Genomic DNA, 17,498 nt, shown 5'->3' with positions numbered 1-17,498 from the left:
CCCGATCTCGCCCCCGGCACCTGACCTTACGCTATGCGGGCGCAGGCGCACTGGCAATGGAGTGGCACCGCCTGTCCCATTGCTGCGCAAAGACAACGACCTGTCGCAAGGCCGTCCTTATCCCAACGGCCTCAATGCCCCGCCGGCGCCTTCGCCGGCACTGCAGGCGCGCCCTCCCAGCGCGTATGCGCCGGCAGATTCTCGCCCTTCATGATCACGGTCAGCAGGCCGATCTGGGCGTAGTCGCCGACATGGGTGTCGTAGAGCACGGTCGCGCCCGCGCCGACGCAGACGCCCTTGCCGAGATGGACCCGGCCGACCTTCATGACGCGATCCTCATAGAGATGCGTCTGCAGGGCGGAATGGGCGTTGATGGTGCAGAAATCGCCCATCTTGACGCAGTCGAACTCGGTGATGTCGGTGGTGTCGAGCCAGCAGCCCTTGCCGAACTTGGCGCCGAACAGCATCAGGAACCAGGGCAGGAACGGCGTGCCGCGCAGATAGTCGAACAGCACCTTGCCGCCCAGCCCCCAATACAGCACCGCCACGGCCTCGGTGCGCATCGCCCACCACGACCACATCGGTTTCATCACTGGCCTGTAGACGCCCATCATCAGCCATTTGATCGCGGCGCAGATCAGCGCCTGCGTGATCGCGATGATCATGGCGACAATAGTGAAGGAGACGGTAAGGCCGAGCCAGTCCTGATGGTTGATCTCGCGCTGAAGCACGAGATCGACCGCGATCGTGCCGAAGGTGATGAACAGCATCGCCGGGAACGAGGTGTGGAGTGCCTCGAAGATGCCGCGCGCGAACTGCTTGCGCAATGACGGCTTATAGGTCCAATCGGCGCCGAGATCGACCTTCTGGCGCGTCGGCAAGCGAATCGGCGGCGAGCCGAACCAGGTGTCGCCGGGCTGCATCAACTCGTTGGCGGGCGGCTTCGACTTGATGCCGATCAGCACGCGGTCAGGAATGACGGCGCCCGGCGGCACGACCGCGTCGTTGCCAACGAAGACCTGATCGCCCGTGCGGGTCATGTCGAGACGCATATAGCCGCGCCGCATGTCCTCGTCGCCGAAGACGACCTCGTCGGCGATGAAATTGCCGGCGCCGATGCCGGTAAGGTCGTAGCGCCCCGAGAGGTTGGTCGAGATCTCGGCGCCCTGGCCGATGCGCGCTCCCATGATGCGGTACCAGGCCCGCATGTAGATCGTCGCAAACAGCGAGGACAGCGTCTCCAGCGTCACTTCGGTCGCCAGCGCCACAGTCCATTTGCGGGCGTAGAAGCCCGAATGGATCGAGTACGAGCCCGAGGTCACGCGCGGCAGGATCAGCCAGCGCAGGCCGGCCATCAGGAACACGGTGAAGGCGATCAAGCCGATCGCGGTCGGCCAGGTCAGGATCGGCAGATACCAGAGATAGCTGATCTCGGACCAGCTCGCGATCCAGTCGTCGATCTGGTCGAACAGCCAGAAGGCCGGGAAGATCGGCAGCAGGCTGACCGGCGGCAGCACGATCAGCATGGCGACGTAGAAGGCCGTCATCGCGGCACGCCGGCGGGTGCTGGCCTGCGCCTGCGGCGGCAGCGAGGCGAGGTCGACCATGCCGGTCTTGCGCGCGGGCGTACCGTCCCAGATCTCGGCCTCGCCGATATGGGTCTGGGGCGGGATCGCGCTCAAATCGCAGATCTCGGCATGGTCGCCGATGACGCTGCCATGCCCGAACACGACGGAGGCGCCGGCCGATACGTCCTTGCCGATGCTGATCCTGCCGAGGATCAGCTTGTCGCCGATCGCCTCGCCATTGGCAAAGGTGGTCTTGGAGCCGAGTGCGGTGCCCTCGCCGATCTCGATCAGGTCGATCGCACCGGCCTCGTAATCCGAGATAATGACGTCGCGGCCGACCTTGGCGCCAAGCAGGCGCCAGTAGAACCGCATCACCGGCGTGCCCTGGAACCATTTGATGTGCACGAGCCCTGCGACGCGCGCCGCGAACCACCAGCGGAAATAATAGACGCCCCAAAGCGGATAGACGCCCGGCTTGGTCCGGCCGAGTACGATCCATTTCAGCGCGATCGCGATCAGCCCGGTCACGATGGTGATCGCGACATAGACGCCGAGCAGCGCGAAAACCTGGCCGGTCAGCGACAAATCCTCGCCCGACATGATCATGTAGGTGACGAAGATGCCGAGCCATTGCGCGGTCGACAGGCCGATGATGATCGGCAGCACCGCGGCCTGGGCGAGGCCGCAGAGGAAACGGCGCAGGAACGGTGGTGGCGTGAAGGAGAGGTCCTGGACCTCCGCGATGCCGCGCCCGTCGAGCAACGCCGCCATGCCGCGCAGGGTGCGCGCGCCATAGACGTCCTGCAGCGTGATGCCGGCATAGGCCGGCGTCTCGCGCACGATCGAGATGAAGCGCGCCGCCAGCAGCGAATGGCCGCCGAGATCCATGAAGAAATCGGCGTCGAGCGGCAGGCTGGCCGCGCCCAGCACGCGCTTGGCGGCGTCCAGCAGCGCCGCTTCCGTTGCGTTGCGCGGCGGCTCCTGCTCGCCGGCCGCGCTCGGCGCCGTCAGCGGCGCCGCCTTGAGCATCTTGCGGTCGACCTTGCCGGAGACCATGCGCGGCAGCGAGCCCACAGCCTCGAAATGCGCCGGCACCATATAGGGCGGCAGCTTGTCGCGCAGCGCCGCGCGCAAGGCCGCGCCGTCGACCGCCACACCTGGCTCGGCTACGACGAAGGCGACGAGCCGCTCGATCTCGTCATCGCTGCGCAGCACCACGGCGGCCTGGCTGACGCCCGGCTCGTCGGCGAGCTTCGACTCGATCTCGCCGAGTTCGACCCGGAAGCCGCGGATCTTGATCTGATCGTCGATGCGGCCGTGGAAGACGATATTGCTGTCGGCATCGAGGCTGACCGCATCGCCGGAGCGATAGAGCACCGGGTCGTCGATCCCGCCAAAGGGATTGGCGATGAACTTCTCGGCCGTCAGCTCGAGGCGACCATGATAGCCCTTGGCGACGCCGGGGCCGCCAATCAGCAATTCGCCCTGCTCGCCGGGGCCGACCAGTTGCATCGCCTCATTGACGATATAGGCGGTGTAGTTGGCGATCGGCTGCCCGATGGTCACGACCTCGCCCGGCCGGACCTCGGCCGCGGTCGCGACCACTGTCGCCTCGGTCGGGCCATAGGTGTTGAGGATGCGCCGTCCCGGCCGCGACCATTTCTGGACGATCGCCGGCGGCAAGGCCTCGCCGCCGAGCAGGATCAGCCTGAGCGAAGGCACATCCGAGGACAGGATGCCGAGCAGGGTCGGCACCGTGTCGATCACGGTCACGCCGGCCTCGGTCAGCAGAGCCGGGAGCTTCTCCGCATCGCCCATGGTCTCGGGGCTCGCAACGTAGAGAGCCGCCCCCACCAGATAAGGCGTCCAGATCTCCTCCATCGACAGGTCGAAAGCGACCGAAGCGCCCTGGAACACGACATCGTCGCGACCGATGCCGTAGAAGGCGTTCCCTGAGCGCAGGAAATGGCAGATATTGCGATGGCTGATGACGATCGCCTTGGGCGTCCCCGTCGAGCCGGAGGTGTAGATCAGATAGGCGGGGTGGTCCTTGGTCAGGCCGACTGCCCGCGCTGGAATTTCAGCGCCGTCGTCGCGAGCCGCCAGATCCTCTGGGCTCCAGACCGTGCGGCCCGTGCCCGCTGCCCTGCTCTGCCAATCCACGGAGGTGACGAGGCCCTTGGCCTCGGCGTCCTTCAGGCAAACGGCGATCCGCTCGACCGGAGCCTCGGCGTCGAACGGCACCCAGGCCGCACCTGAGCGCGTGATCGCGATCTGCGCGATGAGGAGATCGATGCCGCGCGGCATCCACAAGCCGACCATGTCGCCGGGACCGATGCCCGCGAGGGCCAGGCCCCGCGCCTGCCGCCCGGCGGCGGCCCAGACCTCGGCATAGCTCAAGCGTCGCGTGCCATCGCGCAAGGCCGTCTCGCCGCCGCGCGCTGCGACGGTCGCGGCGAATATCTCGCCCAGCACCTCGTCTCGGATCAGATCCGGGCGCTTCTCGCCCGCCAAGATTGCGAGCGGCTGCGCGCCCATCACGGCCGTCGTCGTCGCCGACAAATTGCTGATGTCGTTCATCGCGCCCCGCTGCGCTCAGAACCACGACATCCCGGAGCGAGGCGGAAAGCACCCTCGAACCAGGCACTCGCACCCCTGCGACGCACCTTCAAAAAAACACGGGCGAGCCACACCCCCCGATGCGCTTTTCCCGCTGTGCCTTCCGGCCGAGCATGCCACCGCCGCACGAAACTGCCTTAGCAGAACGACCTTGCCAAACCATGACTGAACCCGTGATGAACGCTTGGGTTCCCACGCTGCCGCCACGGCAGCCTACTCCCGCAGCGCTCTCAGATCACGTCGCATTCGACGTGATCTGAGCGATTCCAAAATCTTGAAGCATTGCTCATGCGAAAAACCGGTACCCACTTTTTCGCGCAATGTTCTTAGAGCCAGTCGGCCTGGTTGCCCGATACCACCAGGATCTTGCCCTGCCAGATATCGACGAGCGCGGCCTTCTGCGGAGACACCGCCCCAACCAGCGCCAGGACAGCGCGCGCGATGCCGCCATGGCTGACGATGACCGTCTCGCGCTGCAGCTCCTCCAGTACGGGCCTTATGCGCTCGGCGAGCATCCGGTAGCTCTCGCCGCCTGGCGGCACGAAACCCCATTTGTCGCGCTCGCGCATTTGCGCCTGTTCGCGCTCGCTCTTGCGGATCTCGCGCCAGGTGAAACCTTCCCACTCGCCGAAAGTCAGCTCGCGCAAGCGCTCGTCGATGCGGTAGGCCCCAGGCTCCAGCTGTAACTGGCGGCGCAGGATGTCCATGGTCTCGCGCGCACGCTCCATCGGCGAGGCAACATAGTCGAACGCCGCGAAATCCGGCGCCAGGGCCTTCAGTCGCTCGGCCGCCTCCGCAGCCTGCGTCCGCCCCAAGGCGTTGAGCGGGATGTCCTGGGCGCCCTGCAGGCGGCCTTCGCGATTCCACTCGGTTTCGCCGTGGCGAATGAGAATGAGCCGTTGCGGGAGCGTGATCGGGATCATGTGGGGGCTCATGCACGCTGGCGCTTTGCCCGTCAAAGTCCCTCGCGGGCGGCGGTCATGCGTCGCGGCCATGGCGAGCGCCGTCGCTTTCTGTTGGCCGCGGCCCGATGCGCCGTATATAGGCGGCTCTTCGCTGCTGCAGCAGGTTTGAATGTCCCTGGCTCTCACCTTGCCCGATGGCCATAGCCTCGCCCTCGATGCGAGGCCGCTGATCATGGGCGTCGTCAACATCACGCCCGATTCCTTCTCCGATGGCGGCCTGCTCACCAATGCGGAGGAGGCGATCGCTCATGGCCTCACTTTGGCGATGGAGGGCGCTGCCATCATCGACGTCGGCGGGGAATCGACCCGGCCGGGCCATGCTCCCATCGACGCCGCGACCGAGATCGCGCGGGTGCGGCCCGTGGTCGCGGGTCTCGCCAACGCGCTTTCGCTCCCGGTCTCGATCGACACCTGGAAGGCCGAAGTTGCCGAGGCCGCACTGAGTGCGGGCGCTGCCATCGTCAACGATGTCTGGGGTGCGCAGCGCGAGCCCGCCATCGCCGAGGTCGCGGCGCGCTTCGGCGCGCCCATGGTCCTGATGCACAACCGCGACACGGTCGATCCCGACATCGACATCTTCGGCGACGTGCTGCGCTTCCTGGAGCGCTCCATCGCCATCGCCACCTCCGCCGGAGTGCCGATGAGCCAGATCGTCGTCGACCCCGGCATCGGCTTCGGCAAGACCCCAGCGCAGAACCTCGCCTTGATCCGCGATCTCGGACGCCTGAAGGAACTGGGCTGCCCGATCCTGCTCGGGGCCTCGCGCAAATCGATGATCGGTCAGATCACCGGCCAGAAGGTCGCCGCCGAGCGCGTCGCCGGCAGCATCAGCAGCCATCTCTATGGCGTCTCGCAAGGCGCGGCCATCATCCGCGCCCATGATGTGCGCGCCCATGCCGAGGCGCTCCAAGTCTGGGCCGCCATCGCCAATTCCGCCAGCCTGAACTCCGCAAAGGGCGCCCCGTGAGCCAAACCGGCAGCATTCTGATCGAGAAACTCGATATCTACGCCTATCACGGCTTCTTCTCGGAGGAGGAGCGGCTCGGGCAACGCTTCACACTCGACCTCCTGCTGGAGACCGACCTGCGCTCCTCGGCGATCAGCGACAGCCTCGCCGACACGGTGAATTACGGCAAGGTCGTCGGTGTGGTGACGGAGGCCTTCACCGCCAAGCGCTTCAACCTCCTGGAAGCAGCGGCGCGCGCCGTGGCGATGGCCGTGCTCGACGGCTTTCCCCCGGTGAACCGCGTCGAGGTCACCCTGCGCAAGCCCGCCCCGCCGATCCACGCCACGCTCGCCAGCGTTGGCATCAAGCTGAGCTACCAGCGTGGCGATTGAGGCCGCGCTTGGGCTCGGCGGCAATCTCGGCGACCCGGTCGCAGCTTTCGCGGCGGCGCTGAAAGCGCTGGCCGCGCATCCCAGGATCAGGCTGGGCAAGATCTCCTCGGTCTATCGGACGCCGCCCTGGGGGCGGCTCGACCAGCCGGAATTCCTCAACATGGCCGCTCTGATCGAAACCAGCCTGCCGGCAGTCGAGTTGCTTGCCCTCGTCCTCGACATCGAGAAGCGGCAGGGTCGCGAGCGCCTCGAGCGCTGGGGGCCGCGCACGCTCGACATCGACATTCTGAGCTATGGCGATGACGAGATCGACCAGCCCGGCCTGCAGGTGCCACATCCGCGCCTGGCCGAGCGCGCCTTCGCTCTGGCGCCGCTGGCGGAGATCGCGCCCATGCTGGCAATCGGCGGCCAGACCGCAGCCAAGCTCCGCGACGGGCTCGCCGACCCCACCGTCCGGTTGGACGCGGATGCGACCGAACGCTTGAGGACCGCGCTGGAATAGTCAGGACGCAAATTGGCCTGCCACTTACTCGCAATCGCGGTCTCGGTTCGCCAGCGTTGGTCGCGCCCAGGTTTCTGAACAATGCGACGCTCGGCGCGCGATTTGCTGCCCTTAGGTTAATTAACCGTTACCCAAAGTGAGCACGCGCCAAACGTTGCGTCATCTCGATCATCGGTGCAGGAGAAAAGTGCTGCAGGCGACAAAATGGAGCCTGGCCTGAAAGAACCCTACCATGACAGTCGCTCGTCCTCTCGCTGCGGCCATCGCCGCGTTTCTCATGATCGCGCCGGCGTTTGCGAAAAACTTCGCCGTCCCGACCAAGAACCCCGCCGTGACCATCACCGTTCCCAACGACTGGAAGACCCGGGAGATCGACTACGGCTATTCCGCCCGTCCGCAGGATGAGTCGGTTTTCTTCTCCGTCGAGTTTGCCGATGCGCGCAACATCGACAAGATGCTCGCCAACAACGATGCCTGGATGAAGGACAACAAGATCAAGAAGGTCGAGCCGATCAAGGCCGAGGCGCCCTTGAACGGCATTCCGGCCACGATCTTCCAGTACCGCACCACCGACGGCAACGGCCCGACCAAGGTCGACTTCATCCTGCTGCCCGCCGGTGAAAACCGCATGATCATGCTCACCGTCTGGGGCTCCGACGAGGAGCGCGAGTCGCATGGCAAGGAGCTCGACGCGATCTTCGGAAGCATCAAGGCGATCAACTGAGCGCCATTTGGTAAAACGCTATCGGCTCAGGGCCTGCCCTGAGCCGATAGGACTCCGCGATACGATCGACGGCAAATTTTGGAGCGGGACGGCCGCCCGCTCACTCGCTGCGTTCGAGCGAGATGTCGGGCGCGGTCGGCACCTTCATGCCGACAACATGATAGCCCGCATCGACATGCAGGATCTCGCCGGTGATGCCGCGCGACATGTCGGAGACCAGGAAGACAGCGGTCTCGCCGACCTCCTCGATCGTCACGGTGCGGCGCAGCGGCGAATTGTACTCGTTCCAGCGCAGGATGTAGCGGAAATCGCCGATGCCCGACGCCGCCAGCGTCTTGATCGGCCCCGCCGAGATCGCGTTGACGCGGATCTTCGAGGGACCGAGATCAGCCGCGAGATATTGCACGCTCGCCTCGAGCGCGGCCTTGGCGACGCCCATGACGTTGTAATGCGGCATCCACTTCTCGGCGCCGTAATAGGTCAGCGTCAGCATGGCGCCGCCGTCGCTCATCAGCTTCTCCGCACGCTGTGTCACGGCGGTGAAGGAGTAGCACGAGATCAGGAGCGACTTGGTGAAGTTCGCCTCGCTGGTCTCGACATAGCGGCCGGTCAACTCGTCCTTGTCGGAGAAGGCGATGCAGTGGACGACGAAGTCGAGCTTGCCCCAGAGCTTCTCGATCTCGGCAAAAACAGCGTCGATCGAGGCCGAATCGGTGACGTCGCAATGGCCGACGACATGGCCGCCGAGCTCCCTCGCCAGAGGCTCGACGCGCTTCTTCAGCGCATCGCCCTGATAGGTGAAGGCGAGTTCCGCACCGGCATCGGCGGCGGCCTTGGCAATGCCCCAGGCGATCGAGCGGTTGTTGGCGACACCCATCACGAGGCCGCGCTTGCCCTTGAGCAGATTGGCGGTCGGAAGGGCGGCGGTGATGGCGTCAGGCATCGGAGACCCTGGAACGAAACAAAAGGAGGGGTCTCATAGAACAGGAAGCCGAAAAGTGGAAACCGGTTTTCGACAGTTGCGGCGCTTCGATGGCCGGACAAGCCCGCACGCTCTAGTGAAGAGCGCGGGCGCAGCCTCTTACGTCGTGCGCGCCTTCATCAACGCCGTCAGTTCGGCGTCCGATTCCGGCATCTCGATATCGATCGCCACGAACAGGTCGCCGACCGCGCCCTTCTCCCCCTTCAGCCCCTTGCCGCGCAGGCGGAACTGCCGGGTCGTGCCGGTCAATGGCGGGATCTTCATCTCGACAGCGCCGGTCAGCGTCGGCACATGCAGCGCCCCGCCCAGCACCGCCTGTGCCAGCGGCACCGCAACCCGCGTGCGCAGATCATTGCCCTCGACGACGAAGCGCGGATCGGGCTTGACCTTGATCGTCATCATCACGTCGCCGGCCTCCCCAGAATGCGGGTCGACCTGGCCGAGACCGCGCAGGCGCATGACCTTGCCGTCGGCGACGCCCTCGGGGATCGTGACCTCGACCTCGCGTCCGCCCGGCAGCCGCACGCGCCGCGACGCACCCGCCACCGCCTGCGCGAGCGTCACCTCCAGCGTGAAGCTCTGCTCCGGCGGCTTCTGCGCCTCCGGCCTGGCCCGGGCTCCGCGCCGCGCCGCATCGCCGAAGAGCGAGCCGAAGATATCGGCGGGGTCGAAGCCGGCATCCTGCCCGCCGCGTCCGAAGGGCTGGCCGCCACCCTGGCCGAAATTGAATTCGAAGCCCCCAGCACGGCCGCCGCGCCCGGCGCCCATTCCTTCGAAGCCGGCGAATTTTGGCTTGCCGTCGGCATCGATCTCGCCGCGGTCGAACTGCTTGCGCTTGGCCTCGTCGCCGAGAATCTCATAGGCGCCGTTGAGTTCGGCGAAGCGGTCCTGCGCCTTGGGATCGTCACGGTTGCGGTCGGGATGCAGATCCTTGGCCCGCTTCCGGTAAGCCTTCTTGATCTCGTCCTCTTTGGCCGACCGGGCGACGCCCAGAACCTGATACGGATCACGCATTCATAGACCCCATTCGCACGACGGAAGTTGCCAGGCCGCCGCGTGCCGCCAGCAGTCTTCCATCAACAACCCGATATCTGGGAATGGTGTGGCCTGAACGCAACATCCCGCGCAAAGATCGCTCGCGACGATCGTCCGCCCGCCGCTCAGGTCAGGCCTTTCCAGGGCTGGACGTCCTTGACCGCCCAGTCGCCGCCCGAGGGACGACAGGCCGTGCCTTGCAGCTTGGCCGGCTTGGCCTGCATCTGGACGCTGGCGATGAAGGCGCGGCAAATCTCGTCGGAACGCAGGAACGGGCCACCGACGGGGATGAAGGAGCCCTTGATGCCGCTCTGGGGATTGTCCCAGGACACCGCCGCGCCATTGCCCTGCGGGTCGAGCGCCACGGCCATCGCGCCATCGGCCCGGCGCATGTCCTCAGGTCCCAGATCGGAGGCGAGCGAGGCGAGCGCTCCACCCTTGACGGGGCTCTGTATCGGCGGGATCGAGGATGTCGTGGCGACCTCGTCCTCGCTCTTGGAGGACAATCCCAGGATCGGGAACGAGACCGAGCAGCCGCCGCTGAACAAGGCCAGCCCGAGCGCTCCGCCGACCATGACCGAACGCATGGATGCATAGCGCGCAGGAGGGCTTTGGATCGCCCCCGCCGCTGCCCTATACAGACTTGCTCTCACACCCCAAATCACAGATCGCGCTCGCCTGACGCCTACCTAGAACCAGCAAGGATTAAGCACGTGGAACGGTTAACGACCGGTGACTTCACCCAGGCGGATGAGCCATTTGCTCTGTTCCATGACTGGCTGCAGGAGGCGACGAAGTCCGAGCCGAACGATCCCACCGGCATGGCGCTGTCGACGGTCGACGCCGAGGGCATGCCCAATAGCCGCATGGTGCTGCTGAAGGGCTATGACGCGGACGGCTTCGTCTTCTACACCAACACCGAAAGCCAGAAGGGGCAGGAGCTGCTCGGCCAGGGCAAGGCGGCCGCGCTCTTCCACTGGAAGAGCCTGCGCCGGCAGGTCCGGATTCGCGGCCCGGTTTCGCTGGTGACGGAGGCCGAGGCCGATGCCTATTTCCAGTCGCGTCCGCGCGACAGCCGCATCGGCGCCTGGGCCTCGCAGCAGTCACGCCCCCTGGAAAGCCGCTTTGCGCTGGAGAAGGCGGTCGCGAGCTATGCTGCGAAATTCGGCCTGGGCACGATCCCGCGGCCGCCGCATTGGACCGGCTTCCGGATCGAGCCGGTCTATATCGAGTTCTGGCGCGACGGCGCATTCCGTCTGCATGATCGCGTCGTGTTCCGCCGCCCCTCGGCAGCAGAGCCCTGGTCGCGCACGCGCCTCTACCCCTGAGGATAGTTTCCATGGCGATGCCAAAATTCGATTTTCCCAAGACCGAGGCCGGCAAGCGCCCGGTCATGCTGCTGACGGGCGCCAGCCGTGGCATCGGCCATGCGACCGTGATGCAGTTCGCCATGGCGGGCTGGCGCATCCTGTCCTGCTCGCGCCAGGCCTTTTCCGACAAATGCCCCTGGCCCTCGGGCGCCGCCGATCACGTCCAGATTGATCTCGGCGACCCCGAAGACACGATGCGCGGCATCGCCGAGATCAAGAAGCGCTTGGCCGCCGAGGGCGGCAAGCTCAATGCGCTGGTCAACAATGCCGGGATCTCGCCCAAAGGACCCAAGGGCGCGCGGCTGGGCGCCGCGACGACCTCCTTCAACGACTGGCACCAGGTCTTCCAGGTCAATTTCTTCGCGCCGATCATGCTGGCGCGCGGCCTGCTCGACGAATTGACGACGGCCAAGGGCGCGATCGTCAACGTGACCTCGATCGCCGGCTCCCGTGTCCACCCCTTCGCGGGCGCGGCTTACGCCACCTCCAAGGCCGCACTCGCCAGCCTGACCCGCGAGATGGCTGCCGATTTCGGGCCGCTCGGCATCCGCGTGAACTCGATCTCGCCCGGTGAAATCGACACCGCCATCCTCTCGCCCGGCACGGAGAAGATCGTCGCGACCCTGCCGCTGCAGCGTCTCGGCAAGACCGATGAGGTCGCCAAGGCGATCTATTTCCTCTGCACCGACTCCTCGAGCTATGTCACGGGCTCCGAGCTCCACATCAATGGCGGGCAGCACGTGTGACGGGCGATAGCGGCCAGGTCATCCGGTTTCCAGCAGCTGGCAAGGCGCCGGCAAGGCCGATTCTGGCAGCCTCCGTCGCCGTGTTCCGCGACGGCAAGGTCCTGCTGGCGACGCGGACCAAGCCGCCCGCCGACCAGCTCTGGTCGCTGCCGGGCGGTAAGGTCGAGCCCGGCGAGACCCTGGAAGAGGCCGCCTTGCGCGAGCTTGAGGAGGAGGTCGGCGTCAAGGCGCGCATCCTCGGCTTCAACCGCCATGTCGAGATCTTCGGCCGCGACGCCAAGGGTGGCGTCACGCATCATTTCGTCGTCGCCTCCTTCGTCGGCGAGTGGCTCTCGGGCGAGCCGACGACCGGGCCGGAGGCCGGCGCCGTGATGTGGGCCGATCCGCTGCGCCTTGGCGGCTTGCCGACGACGCGCGAACTCGGCGACGTACTCAAGCGCGCCCAGGCCTTGCTGCACGATGCGTTGCGGCGCGATGCCGGACACAGCCCATGAGGCGCGGCGCGGCCCTGGCCATGGCCCTCATGGTCGCGCTTTCGCTTGGCGAAGCTGCCGCGCAGACGCAGCGCCCGGCCGCAAACCCGCCCAAGCCCGCGACTGAGCCGGGCGAGCCGCCAGCCCCGCCCTACGAGCCGCAGCTCCTGAACCTGGCCGAGATCATGGGTTCGCTGGCTTATCTGCGCACCCTTTGCGCCGGCAAGGAGGCTGAGGATTGGCGCGCGCGCATGACCGCGCTGATCGACGCCGAAGGCCGCACGCCGCAGCGCCGTGAGCGCCTGACCAGCGCCTATAACCGCGGCTTCCGCGCCTATTCGGCGACGCATCGCAGCTGTACCGACGGCAGCCAGGAGGCCTCGGCGCGTCTGGCAAGCGAAGGTGAACGCCTCGCCCGGCTTCTCGCCGGCCGTTATGGTGGTTAGCTACAGCTCGACGAGCCGGCTCTTAACCACAAACTCTCACGGCTGCGTTAACCTTTCTTAAAGGGGATGGTGGCCGCGCGAGCCGGCTTTGCGTATGACTATACGTCTGTCGATGGCACGGATTCTCCCGCAAGGGGCTTCGCGCCGCATGTTCAGGTCCAAGCCGCAGAGTCTCCGCCTCGATGTCGACTTTTCCAGACGATCTGCCGCTCGATCCCACCCTGGGCGAGGACCGTAGCGACGCAAGACGCGTCGCCTATGGCTATGTCGAGGACGCCTTCAACGAAGCGCAGCAGGATGGGCTCGACAGCGACGCGCTGGCCCATGCCGCCCTCTTCGCCGCCTTCCGCACGCTGGTCGAGACCTATGGCGAGGAGGCCACCGCCGTCTTCGCCGAAGCGCTGCCTGGCAAGGTGCGCGGCGGCGCCTTCACCAGCGGCACCCGGCACTAGACCCCTTAGCATCCGGCTTAGAGGCAGCGGGGCAATCTGCCTTGCCCTGCAGCAAACCTTTGCTGCGACTGCGGCACAACTGCAACTCTTCCGAAAAAGTTGAAACCGGGCCGCCACATGCGTGTTTGCCCGCGAATCGCCGTTGTCTAAAGAAGAAAGACAGGGGCTGATTCGATCAGGGTAACGCAGCATGCGTATCGCTACGCTTTGCCTATTGTCGCTGTTTTGTCTGCTTTCCGGCCTGACGATGGAAGTCCAGGCGGCCGACACGGTCGCGCTCGCACCGGTCGTGCCTTCTCTGGCGCGGGACATGTGGATTTCCGAGATTCGGGGCGGCGCCTATCTGCATGACCCGACCAGCCCCGAAAGCGGCTCCGTCGACCTCAATCTCGAAGTCCTCTCGGTAAAGCCGTTCCTGCCGGCCGATCCGGTTCTGGCGCTGCTGGTTCCGCGTTTCCATCTCGGCGGCTCGCTCAACACGGCCGGCAAGACCAGCCATGTCTATGGCGGCCTGACCTGGACCTTCGACATCACCCAGAAACTCTTCGTCGAGGGCGCCTTCGGCGTTGCCTTCCACAATGGCGATACCGGCCGCTACGTGCCGGTGGGCAATGCCGCGCTCGGCTGCACGCCGCTGCTGCGCGAGGCCGGCTCGCTCGGCTATCGCCTCGACGCCAATTGGACGGTGATGGCGACGGTCGAGCACATGTCCAATGCCGGCCTCTGCAACGCCAATCGCGGCCTTACCAATTACGGCCTCAAGCTGGGCTATATTTTCTAGAGCATTTTCGAGCGAAGCGGATACCGGTTCGCGTGAAGAAAATGCGATAGAACAAGGGCCTAGAGCGTTGCAGCCGCGCTGCGCGCCGTCGTGGCGCGTTCCGCCATCAAGGCGCGTTCCTTGGCGTTGCGCGTCAATGTAACGGCGTGGTCAAAGGCCGCCGCTGCCTCGCCATACCGCCCGAGCTTGGCCAGCAGATCCCCGCGCACGCTCGGCAGCAGATGGTAACTCCGCAGCGCCGGCTCATCGGCCAGAGCCTCAACCAGCACCAGCCCAGCCGCCGGCCCCTCCGCCATCGAGACCGCGACGGCCCGATTGAGCTCGACGATCGGCGACGGGTTTATCGCCGCAAGCACGGCATAGAGCGCGGCGATTCGGCGCCAGTCCGTTTCCTCGGCCGTGCGCGCTCGGGCATGGCAGGCCGCCAGCGCCGCCTGCAGCAGGTAAGGGCCGGGCGTCGCGCCGGTGAGCCTTTGCGCCCGTTCCAGCGCCTTGAGCCCGCGCCCGATCAGGAGCTGGTCCCAGCGGGCGCGATTCTGGTCGAGCAGCAGGATCGGCTCGCCATTGGGACCGAGTCGCGCCCGCAATCGCGAGGCCTGCAATTCCATCAGGGCGACGAGGCCATGCACCTCCGGCTCCAGCGGTGCGCGCTCCGCCAGGATACGGCCGAGCCGCATCGCCTCCTCGCACAACGCCGGCCGGACCCAGTCATCGCCTGCGGTCGCGGCATAACCCTCGTTGAAGATCAGATAGACCACCTCTAGGACCGAGGCGAGGCGCTGCGCCAGTTCGGCGCCATGAGGCACCTCGAAAGGCACGCGTGCATCGGCCAGCACCTTCTTGGCCCGCACCAGGCGCTGCGCCATGGTCGGCTCGGGCACGAGGAAGGCGCGCGCGATCTCCTCCGTCGTCAGCCCGCCGAGCAGCCTCAGCGTCAGTGCGAGCCTGGCTTCGGTCGAAAGCACCGGGTGGCAGGCCGTGAAGATCAGGCGCAGCAGGTCGTCGCCGACCTCGTCGTCGAGCGCGGCGTCGAGGTCCGGCATCGCCAGCGCGTCGACCTCGCCGTCGTGGCCGAGTTCCTCATGCTTGCGCTGAAGCAGCTTGTCGCGGCGCAAGGCATCGATGGCGCGGTGCTTGGCGGCCTGCATCAGCCAGGCGCCGGGATTGCGCGGAACGCCCTCCTGCGGCCATTGCGCCAGCGCCGCGACCAGGGCGTCCTGCGCCAGTTCCTCGGCGCGTCCGATATCGCGGGTCAGGCGCACGAGACCCCCGATCAGCTTGGGGGCCTCGATCCTGAAGACCGTCTCGATAGCGCGGTGTGCATCGCTCGCCGACATGACGGGCGATACACACCATCAGCGGGCTTCTCTGGCAAGCGGCGTCGGCCGCCGGCGGGAAAGGATTCAGCCTTTGTCGCCGATCTCGGTCTTGAGGCGATCCCACGTCGCCGCGACCTCCGGGGTCACGATCTCGCCGAAATCGGCCAGGTCGAAGAGCGGGCGGATCTCGATCTCGGACGGACCGGGCATCGGATTGGGGCAACGTTTGACCCATGCGATCGCCTCGTCGAGCGACTTGCACTCCCAGAGCCAGAAGCCGGCAACCAGCTCCTTGGTCTCGGCGAAGGGACCATCGACGACGGACCGCTTGGCGCCGTCGAACTGCACGCGCGCGCCCTTCGAGCTCGGCTGCAGGCCATCGCCTCCCTTCATGATGCCGGCTTTCACGAGCTCCTCGTTATAGGCCATCATCGCATCGAGCAGTTCCTGGGTCGGCGGCGCGCCGGCTTCGCTGTCGGTCGTCGCCTTGACCATCACCATGAAACGCATCGGCTTTCTCCTTTTGTGACGGAAGCGGCGGAGGCGATGCCTCGCGCCTTCCGGGTTGAATGGGTGTGCGGGCTTCGGTCCGGTCAGCCCTTCCTCTCGATCTCGGCGCGCAGCCGGTCTTCCTGCTCGCGCAGTTCCGGCGTCATCGCCTCCCCGAAATCCTCCATCTCGAAGACGGGCCGCAGCTCGATCTCGGTGCCGCCGTCGAAGGGGGCGCGCTTGAGCCATTCGACCGCCTCGTCGAAGGATTTGACCTGCCAGAGCCAGAAGCCGGCGAGCAACTCCTTGGTCTCCGCGAAGGGCCCGTCGGTGATCGTGCGCTCGGCGCCCGAGAAGCGCATGCGCAACCCCTTCCTGCTTGGATGCAGGCCCTCGCCCGCCAGCATGACGCCGGCCTTCACAAGTTCCTCGTTATACGCCCCCATTTTGGTGAAGATGTCCTCGCTCGGCATGATGCCGGCTTCGCTGTCCTTGTCGGCCTTGACCAGAACCATCACACGCATCGGAATTCTCCTTGGATTTTCAGCTTTGGGAGGCAGGCCCGGCGAGCGTCTATCGCCACCTTCAAAACCCGCTCTCTGACATCACGTCGAACGGGCACGGGCAGGATCGACAACTCCGGCGAAAATATTCTGACGCACCTAGAGGGTGAGCGAACCGCCCTGCCCGTTCGCCAGCAGCGCTTCGGCCGTCTCGACGATCTCGGTGACGATCGTCGCGGCGGGCAAGACCTCGCACACCAGCCCCGCCGCTTCGCCGGCGATGACCGCGGCGATGTCGAAATCACCCGCCTCGCGCGCCGCCTGATAGCTCGGCGCCTCGGTCGCGATAGTCTGCATCAATGCGACCTCGCGCCCGCTCCAGCGCTTGGCATGCGCGTTCACCAGGCAGCGGCCGGTGAAGGGCGCCGGCCAGACATTCTGGCGCGAGATGTCGAAGATCAGCCCGCGCACTGTGTCGTCGCCGGAGGCTGCAACGATGCGCTCCTTCGCCGCCGCATGGCCCGCCGCCTCAAGGCTGGCATAGAGCCGCGTGCCGAGGACGACGCCCTGGGCCCCCAGCATCAAGGCCGCCGCGAGCCCGCGCCCATCGGCCACGCCACCCGCCGCGACCACGATCGCCCTGTCGCCGACCGCATCGACGACCGCCGGCACGAGCGCGAAGGTGCCGCGCGACGCGCCGTGCCCGCCGGCTTCCGACCCTTGCGCCACGATGATGTCGGCCCCCTTCGCCACCGCGTCGCGCGCCATCTCGACCGACTGCACCTGGCAGATCAGCCGCGCGCCCGCAGCCTTGACCTTGCCGGCGAAGGGCTCGGGATCGCCGAAGGAGAGCCAGACCGCGTCGGGCTTGGCGGCGAGCGTGAGATCGAGCAGCTCCGGCTGCCTGGCCAGCCCCCAGGTGATGAAGCCGACACCGAAGCGAAAGGGTGACGCCTCGCGGGCCTCCACCAGCTTGGGAAGCTCCCTGCCCAGCCAGGCGGCGTCGCCATAACCGCCGCCCAAAATACCGAAGCCGCCGGCCTCCGAGACCACGCGCGTCAGCCTAGCGTCAGCTACGAGATCCATAGCTGCGAGCAGGATGGGATGCCTGACGCCGAGCATCCGGGTCAGAGGAGTCGTGATTGTCATGATGTCGGTCCTCGCCGCAGGCTTCCGGTCGACAGCG

General features: G+C 66.4%; 19 protein-coding genes. 10 read left to right on the top strand and 9 right to left on the bottom strand.

Annotation, left to right across the window (positions count from 1 at the left end; genetic code table 11):
* Positions 1-131 precede the first annotated feature (131 nt).
* Both J2Y55_RS03735 and J2Y55_RS03730 read right to left on the bottom strand, forming a co-directional pair.
* The gene (locus tag J2Y55_RS03735; protein WP_310147713.1) at positions 132-4,148 is read right to left on the bottom strand and encodes a Pls/PosA family non-ribosomal peptide synthetase; all 4,017 of its coding nucleotides are present in this window, start codon (positions 4,146-4,148) and stop codon (positions 132-134) included.
* A gap of 365 nt (positions 4,149-4,513) precedes the next feature.
* Complete coding sequence (locus tag J2Y55_RS03730) at positions 4,514-5,182, bottom strand: histidine phosphatase family protein (protein WP_310147711.1); 669 nt, start codon at positions 5,180-5,182, stop codon at positions 4,514-4,516.
* Between the two features lie 79 nt (positions 5,183-5,261).
* Here J2Y55_RS03730 and folP point away from each other — a divergent pair, with 79 nt between their 5' ends.
* The 4 genes from folP to J2Y55_RS03710 all read left to right on the top strand — a co-directional run bounded on the left by folP (position 5,262) and on the right by J2Y55_RS03710 (position 7,716).
* On the top strand, positions 5,262-6,119 hold the full coding sequence (gene folP, locus J2Y55_RS03725; RefSeq protein ID WP_310147710.1) for a dihydropteroate synthase: 858 nt from the start codon (positions 5,262-5,264) through the stop codon (positions 6,117-6,119).
* Positions 6,116-6,490 carry a dihydroneopterin aldolase gene (folB, locus tag J2Y55_RS03720; RefSeq protein WP_310147708.1) on the top strand — a complete coding sequence of 125 codons (375 nt, stop codon included), beginning with the start codon at positions 6,116-6,118 and terminating at the stop codon, positions 6,488-6,490. The genes folP and folB overlap by 4 nt, the downstream gene beginning before the upstream one ends.
* Positions 6,480-6,992 (top strand): 2-amino-4-hydroxy-6-hydroxymethyldihydropteridine diphosphokinase, encoded by a 513-nt coding sequence (folK, locus tag J2Y55_RS03715; RefSeq protein ID WP_310147706.1) that lies wholly within the window; start codon positions 6,480-6,482, stop codon positions 6,990-6,992. The genes folB and folK overlap by 11 nt, the downstream gene beginning before the upstream one ends.
* 232 nt (positions 6,993-7,224) lie before the next feature.
* On the top strand, positions 7,225-7,716 hold the full coding sequence (locus J2Y55_RS03710; RefSeq protein ID WP_310147704.1) for a hypothetical protein: 492 nt from the start codon (positions 7,225-7,227) through the stop codon (positions 7,714-7,716).
* Between the two features lie 100 nt (positions 7,717-7,816).
* Here J2Y55_RS03710 and fabI read toward each other — a convergent pair whose 3' ends face one another.
* The 3 genes from fabI to J2Y55_RS03695 all read right to left on the bottom strand — a co-directional run bounded on the left by fabI (position 7,817) and on the right by J2Y55_RS03695 (position 10,320).
* A complete protein-coding gene (gene fabI / locus J2Y55_RS03705; RefSeq protein WP_310147701.1) occupies positions 7,817-8,659 on the bottom strand; it encodes an enoyl-ACP reductase FabI in 843 nt (280 codons plus the stop codon).
* A 138-nt stretch (positions 8,660-8,797) separates the two neighbouring features.
* The gene (locus J2Y55_RS03700; protein ID WP_310147699.1) at positions 8,798-9,712 is read right to left on the bottom strand and encodes a DnaJ C-terminal domain-containing protein; all 915 of its coding nucleotides are present in this window, start codon (positions 9,710-9,712) and stop codon (positions 8,798-8,800) included.
* Between the two features lie 146 nt (positions 9,713-9,858).
* Positions 9,859-10,320, bottom strand: coding sequence for an RT0821/Lpp0805 family surface protein (locus J2Y55_RS03695; protein WP_310147697.1), 462 nt, complete (start codon positions 10,318-10,320; stop codon positions 9,859-9,861).
* Between the two features lie 126 nt (positions 10,321-10,446).
* Here J2Y55_RS03695 and pdxH point away from each other — a divergent pair, with 126 nt between their 5' ends.
* The 6 genes from pdxH (at position 10,447) to J2Y55_RS03665 (ending at position 14,001) form a co-directional block, all read left to right on the top strand.
* Positions 10,447-11,061: a pyridoxamine 5'-phosphate oxidase gene (gene pdxH / locus J2Y55_RS03690; RefSeq protein WP_310147695.1), complete on the top strand. Its 615-nt coding sequence runs from the start codon at positions 10,447-10,449 to the stop codon at positions 11,059-11,061.
* 65 nt (positions 11,062-11,126) lie between these two features.
* Positions 11,127-11,849, top strand: a complete 723-nt coding sequence (locus J2Y55_RS03685; RefSeq protein WP_092168821.1) for an SDR family NAD(P)-dependent oxidoreductase — start codon at positions 11,127-11,129, stop codon at positions 11,847-11,849.
* Positions 11,846-12,343 (top strand): NUDIX hydrolase, encoded by a 498-nt coding sequence (locus J2Y55_RS03680; protein ID WP_310147693.1) that lies wholly within the window; start codon positions 11,846-11,848, stop codon positions 12,341-12,343. The genes J2Y55_RS03685 and J2Y55_RS03680 overlap by 4 nt, the downstream gene beginning before the upstream one ends.
* On the top strand, positions 12,340-12,768 hold the full coding sequence (locus J2Y55_RS03675; RefSeq protein ID WP_310147691.1) for a TIGR02301 family protein: 429 nt from the start codon (positions 12,340-12,342) through the stop codon (positions 12,766-12,768). Before J2Y55_RS03680 ends, J2Y55_RS03675 begins: the two co-directional genes overlap by 4 nt.
* Positions 12,769-12,950: 182 nt before the next feature.
* Positions 12,951-13,220, top strand: coding sequence for a hypothetical protein (locus tag J2Y55_RS03670; RefSeq protein ID WP_069692920.1), 270 nt, complete (start codon positions 12,951-12,953; stop codon positions 13,218-13,220).
* A 190-nt stretch (positions 13,221-13,410) separates the two neighbouring features.
* Positions 13,411-14,001, top strand: coding sequence for an acyloxyacyl hydrolase (locus J2Y55_RS03665; protein WP_310147687.1), 591 nt, complete (start codon positions 13,411-13,413; stop codon positions 13,999-14,001).
* Between the two features lie 59 nt (positions 14,002-14,060).
* On the opposite strand, the gene J2Y55_RS03660 is transcribed toward J2Y55_RS03665, so the two are convergent.
* The 4 genes from J2Y55_RS03660 to J2Y55_RS03645 all read right to left on the bottom strand — a co-directional run bounded on the left by J2Y55_RS03660 (position 14,061) and on the right by J2Y55_RS03645 (position 17,461).
* Positions 14,061-15,338 carry an RNA polymerase sigma factor gene (locus J2Y55_RS03660; protein WP_310147685.1) on the bottom strand — a complete coding sequence of 426 codons (1,278 nt, stop codon included), beginning with the start codon at positions 15,336-15,338 and terminating at the stop codon, positions 14,061-14,063.
* A gap of 66 nt (positions 15,339-15,404) precedes the next feature.
* Positions 15,405-15,830, bottom strand: coding sequence for a YciI family protein (locus J2Y55_RS03655; protein WP_310147682.1), 426 nt, complete (start codon positions 15,828-15,830; stop codon positions 15,405-15,407).
* A gap of 83 nt (positions 15,831-15,913) precedes the next feature.
* Positions 15,914-16,333, bottom strand: coding sequence for a YciI family protein (locus J2Y55_RS03650; RefSeq protein ID WP_310147680.1), 420 nt, complete (start codon positions 16,331-16,333; stop codon positions 15,914-15,916).
* A gap of 138 nt (positions 16,334-16,471) precedes the next feature.
* A complete protein-coding gene (locus J2Y55_RS03645) occupies positions 16,472-17,461 on the bottom strand; it encodes an NAD(P)H-dependent flavin oxidoreductase (protein WP_310147678.1) in 990 nt (329 codons plus the stop codon).
* Positions 17,462-17,498: the final 37 nt, after the last annotated feature.

The organism is Allobosea sp. BE125 (genome assembly GCF_031456075.1).
Classification (GTDB): Bacteria; Pseudomonadota; Alphaproteobacteria; order Rhizobiales; family Beijerinckiaceae; genus Allobosea.
This window is presented reverse-complemented; position numbering and strand designations above follow the sequence as displayed.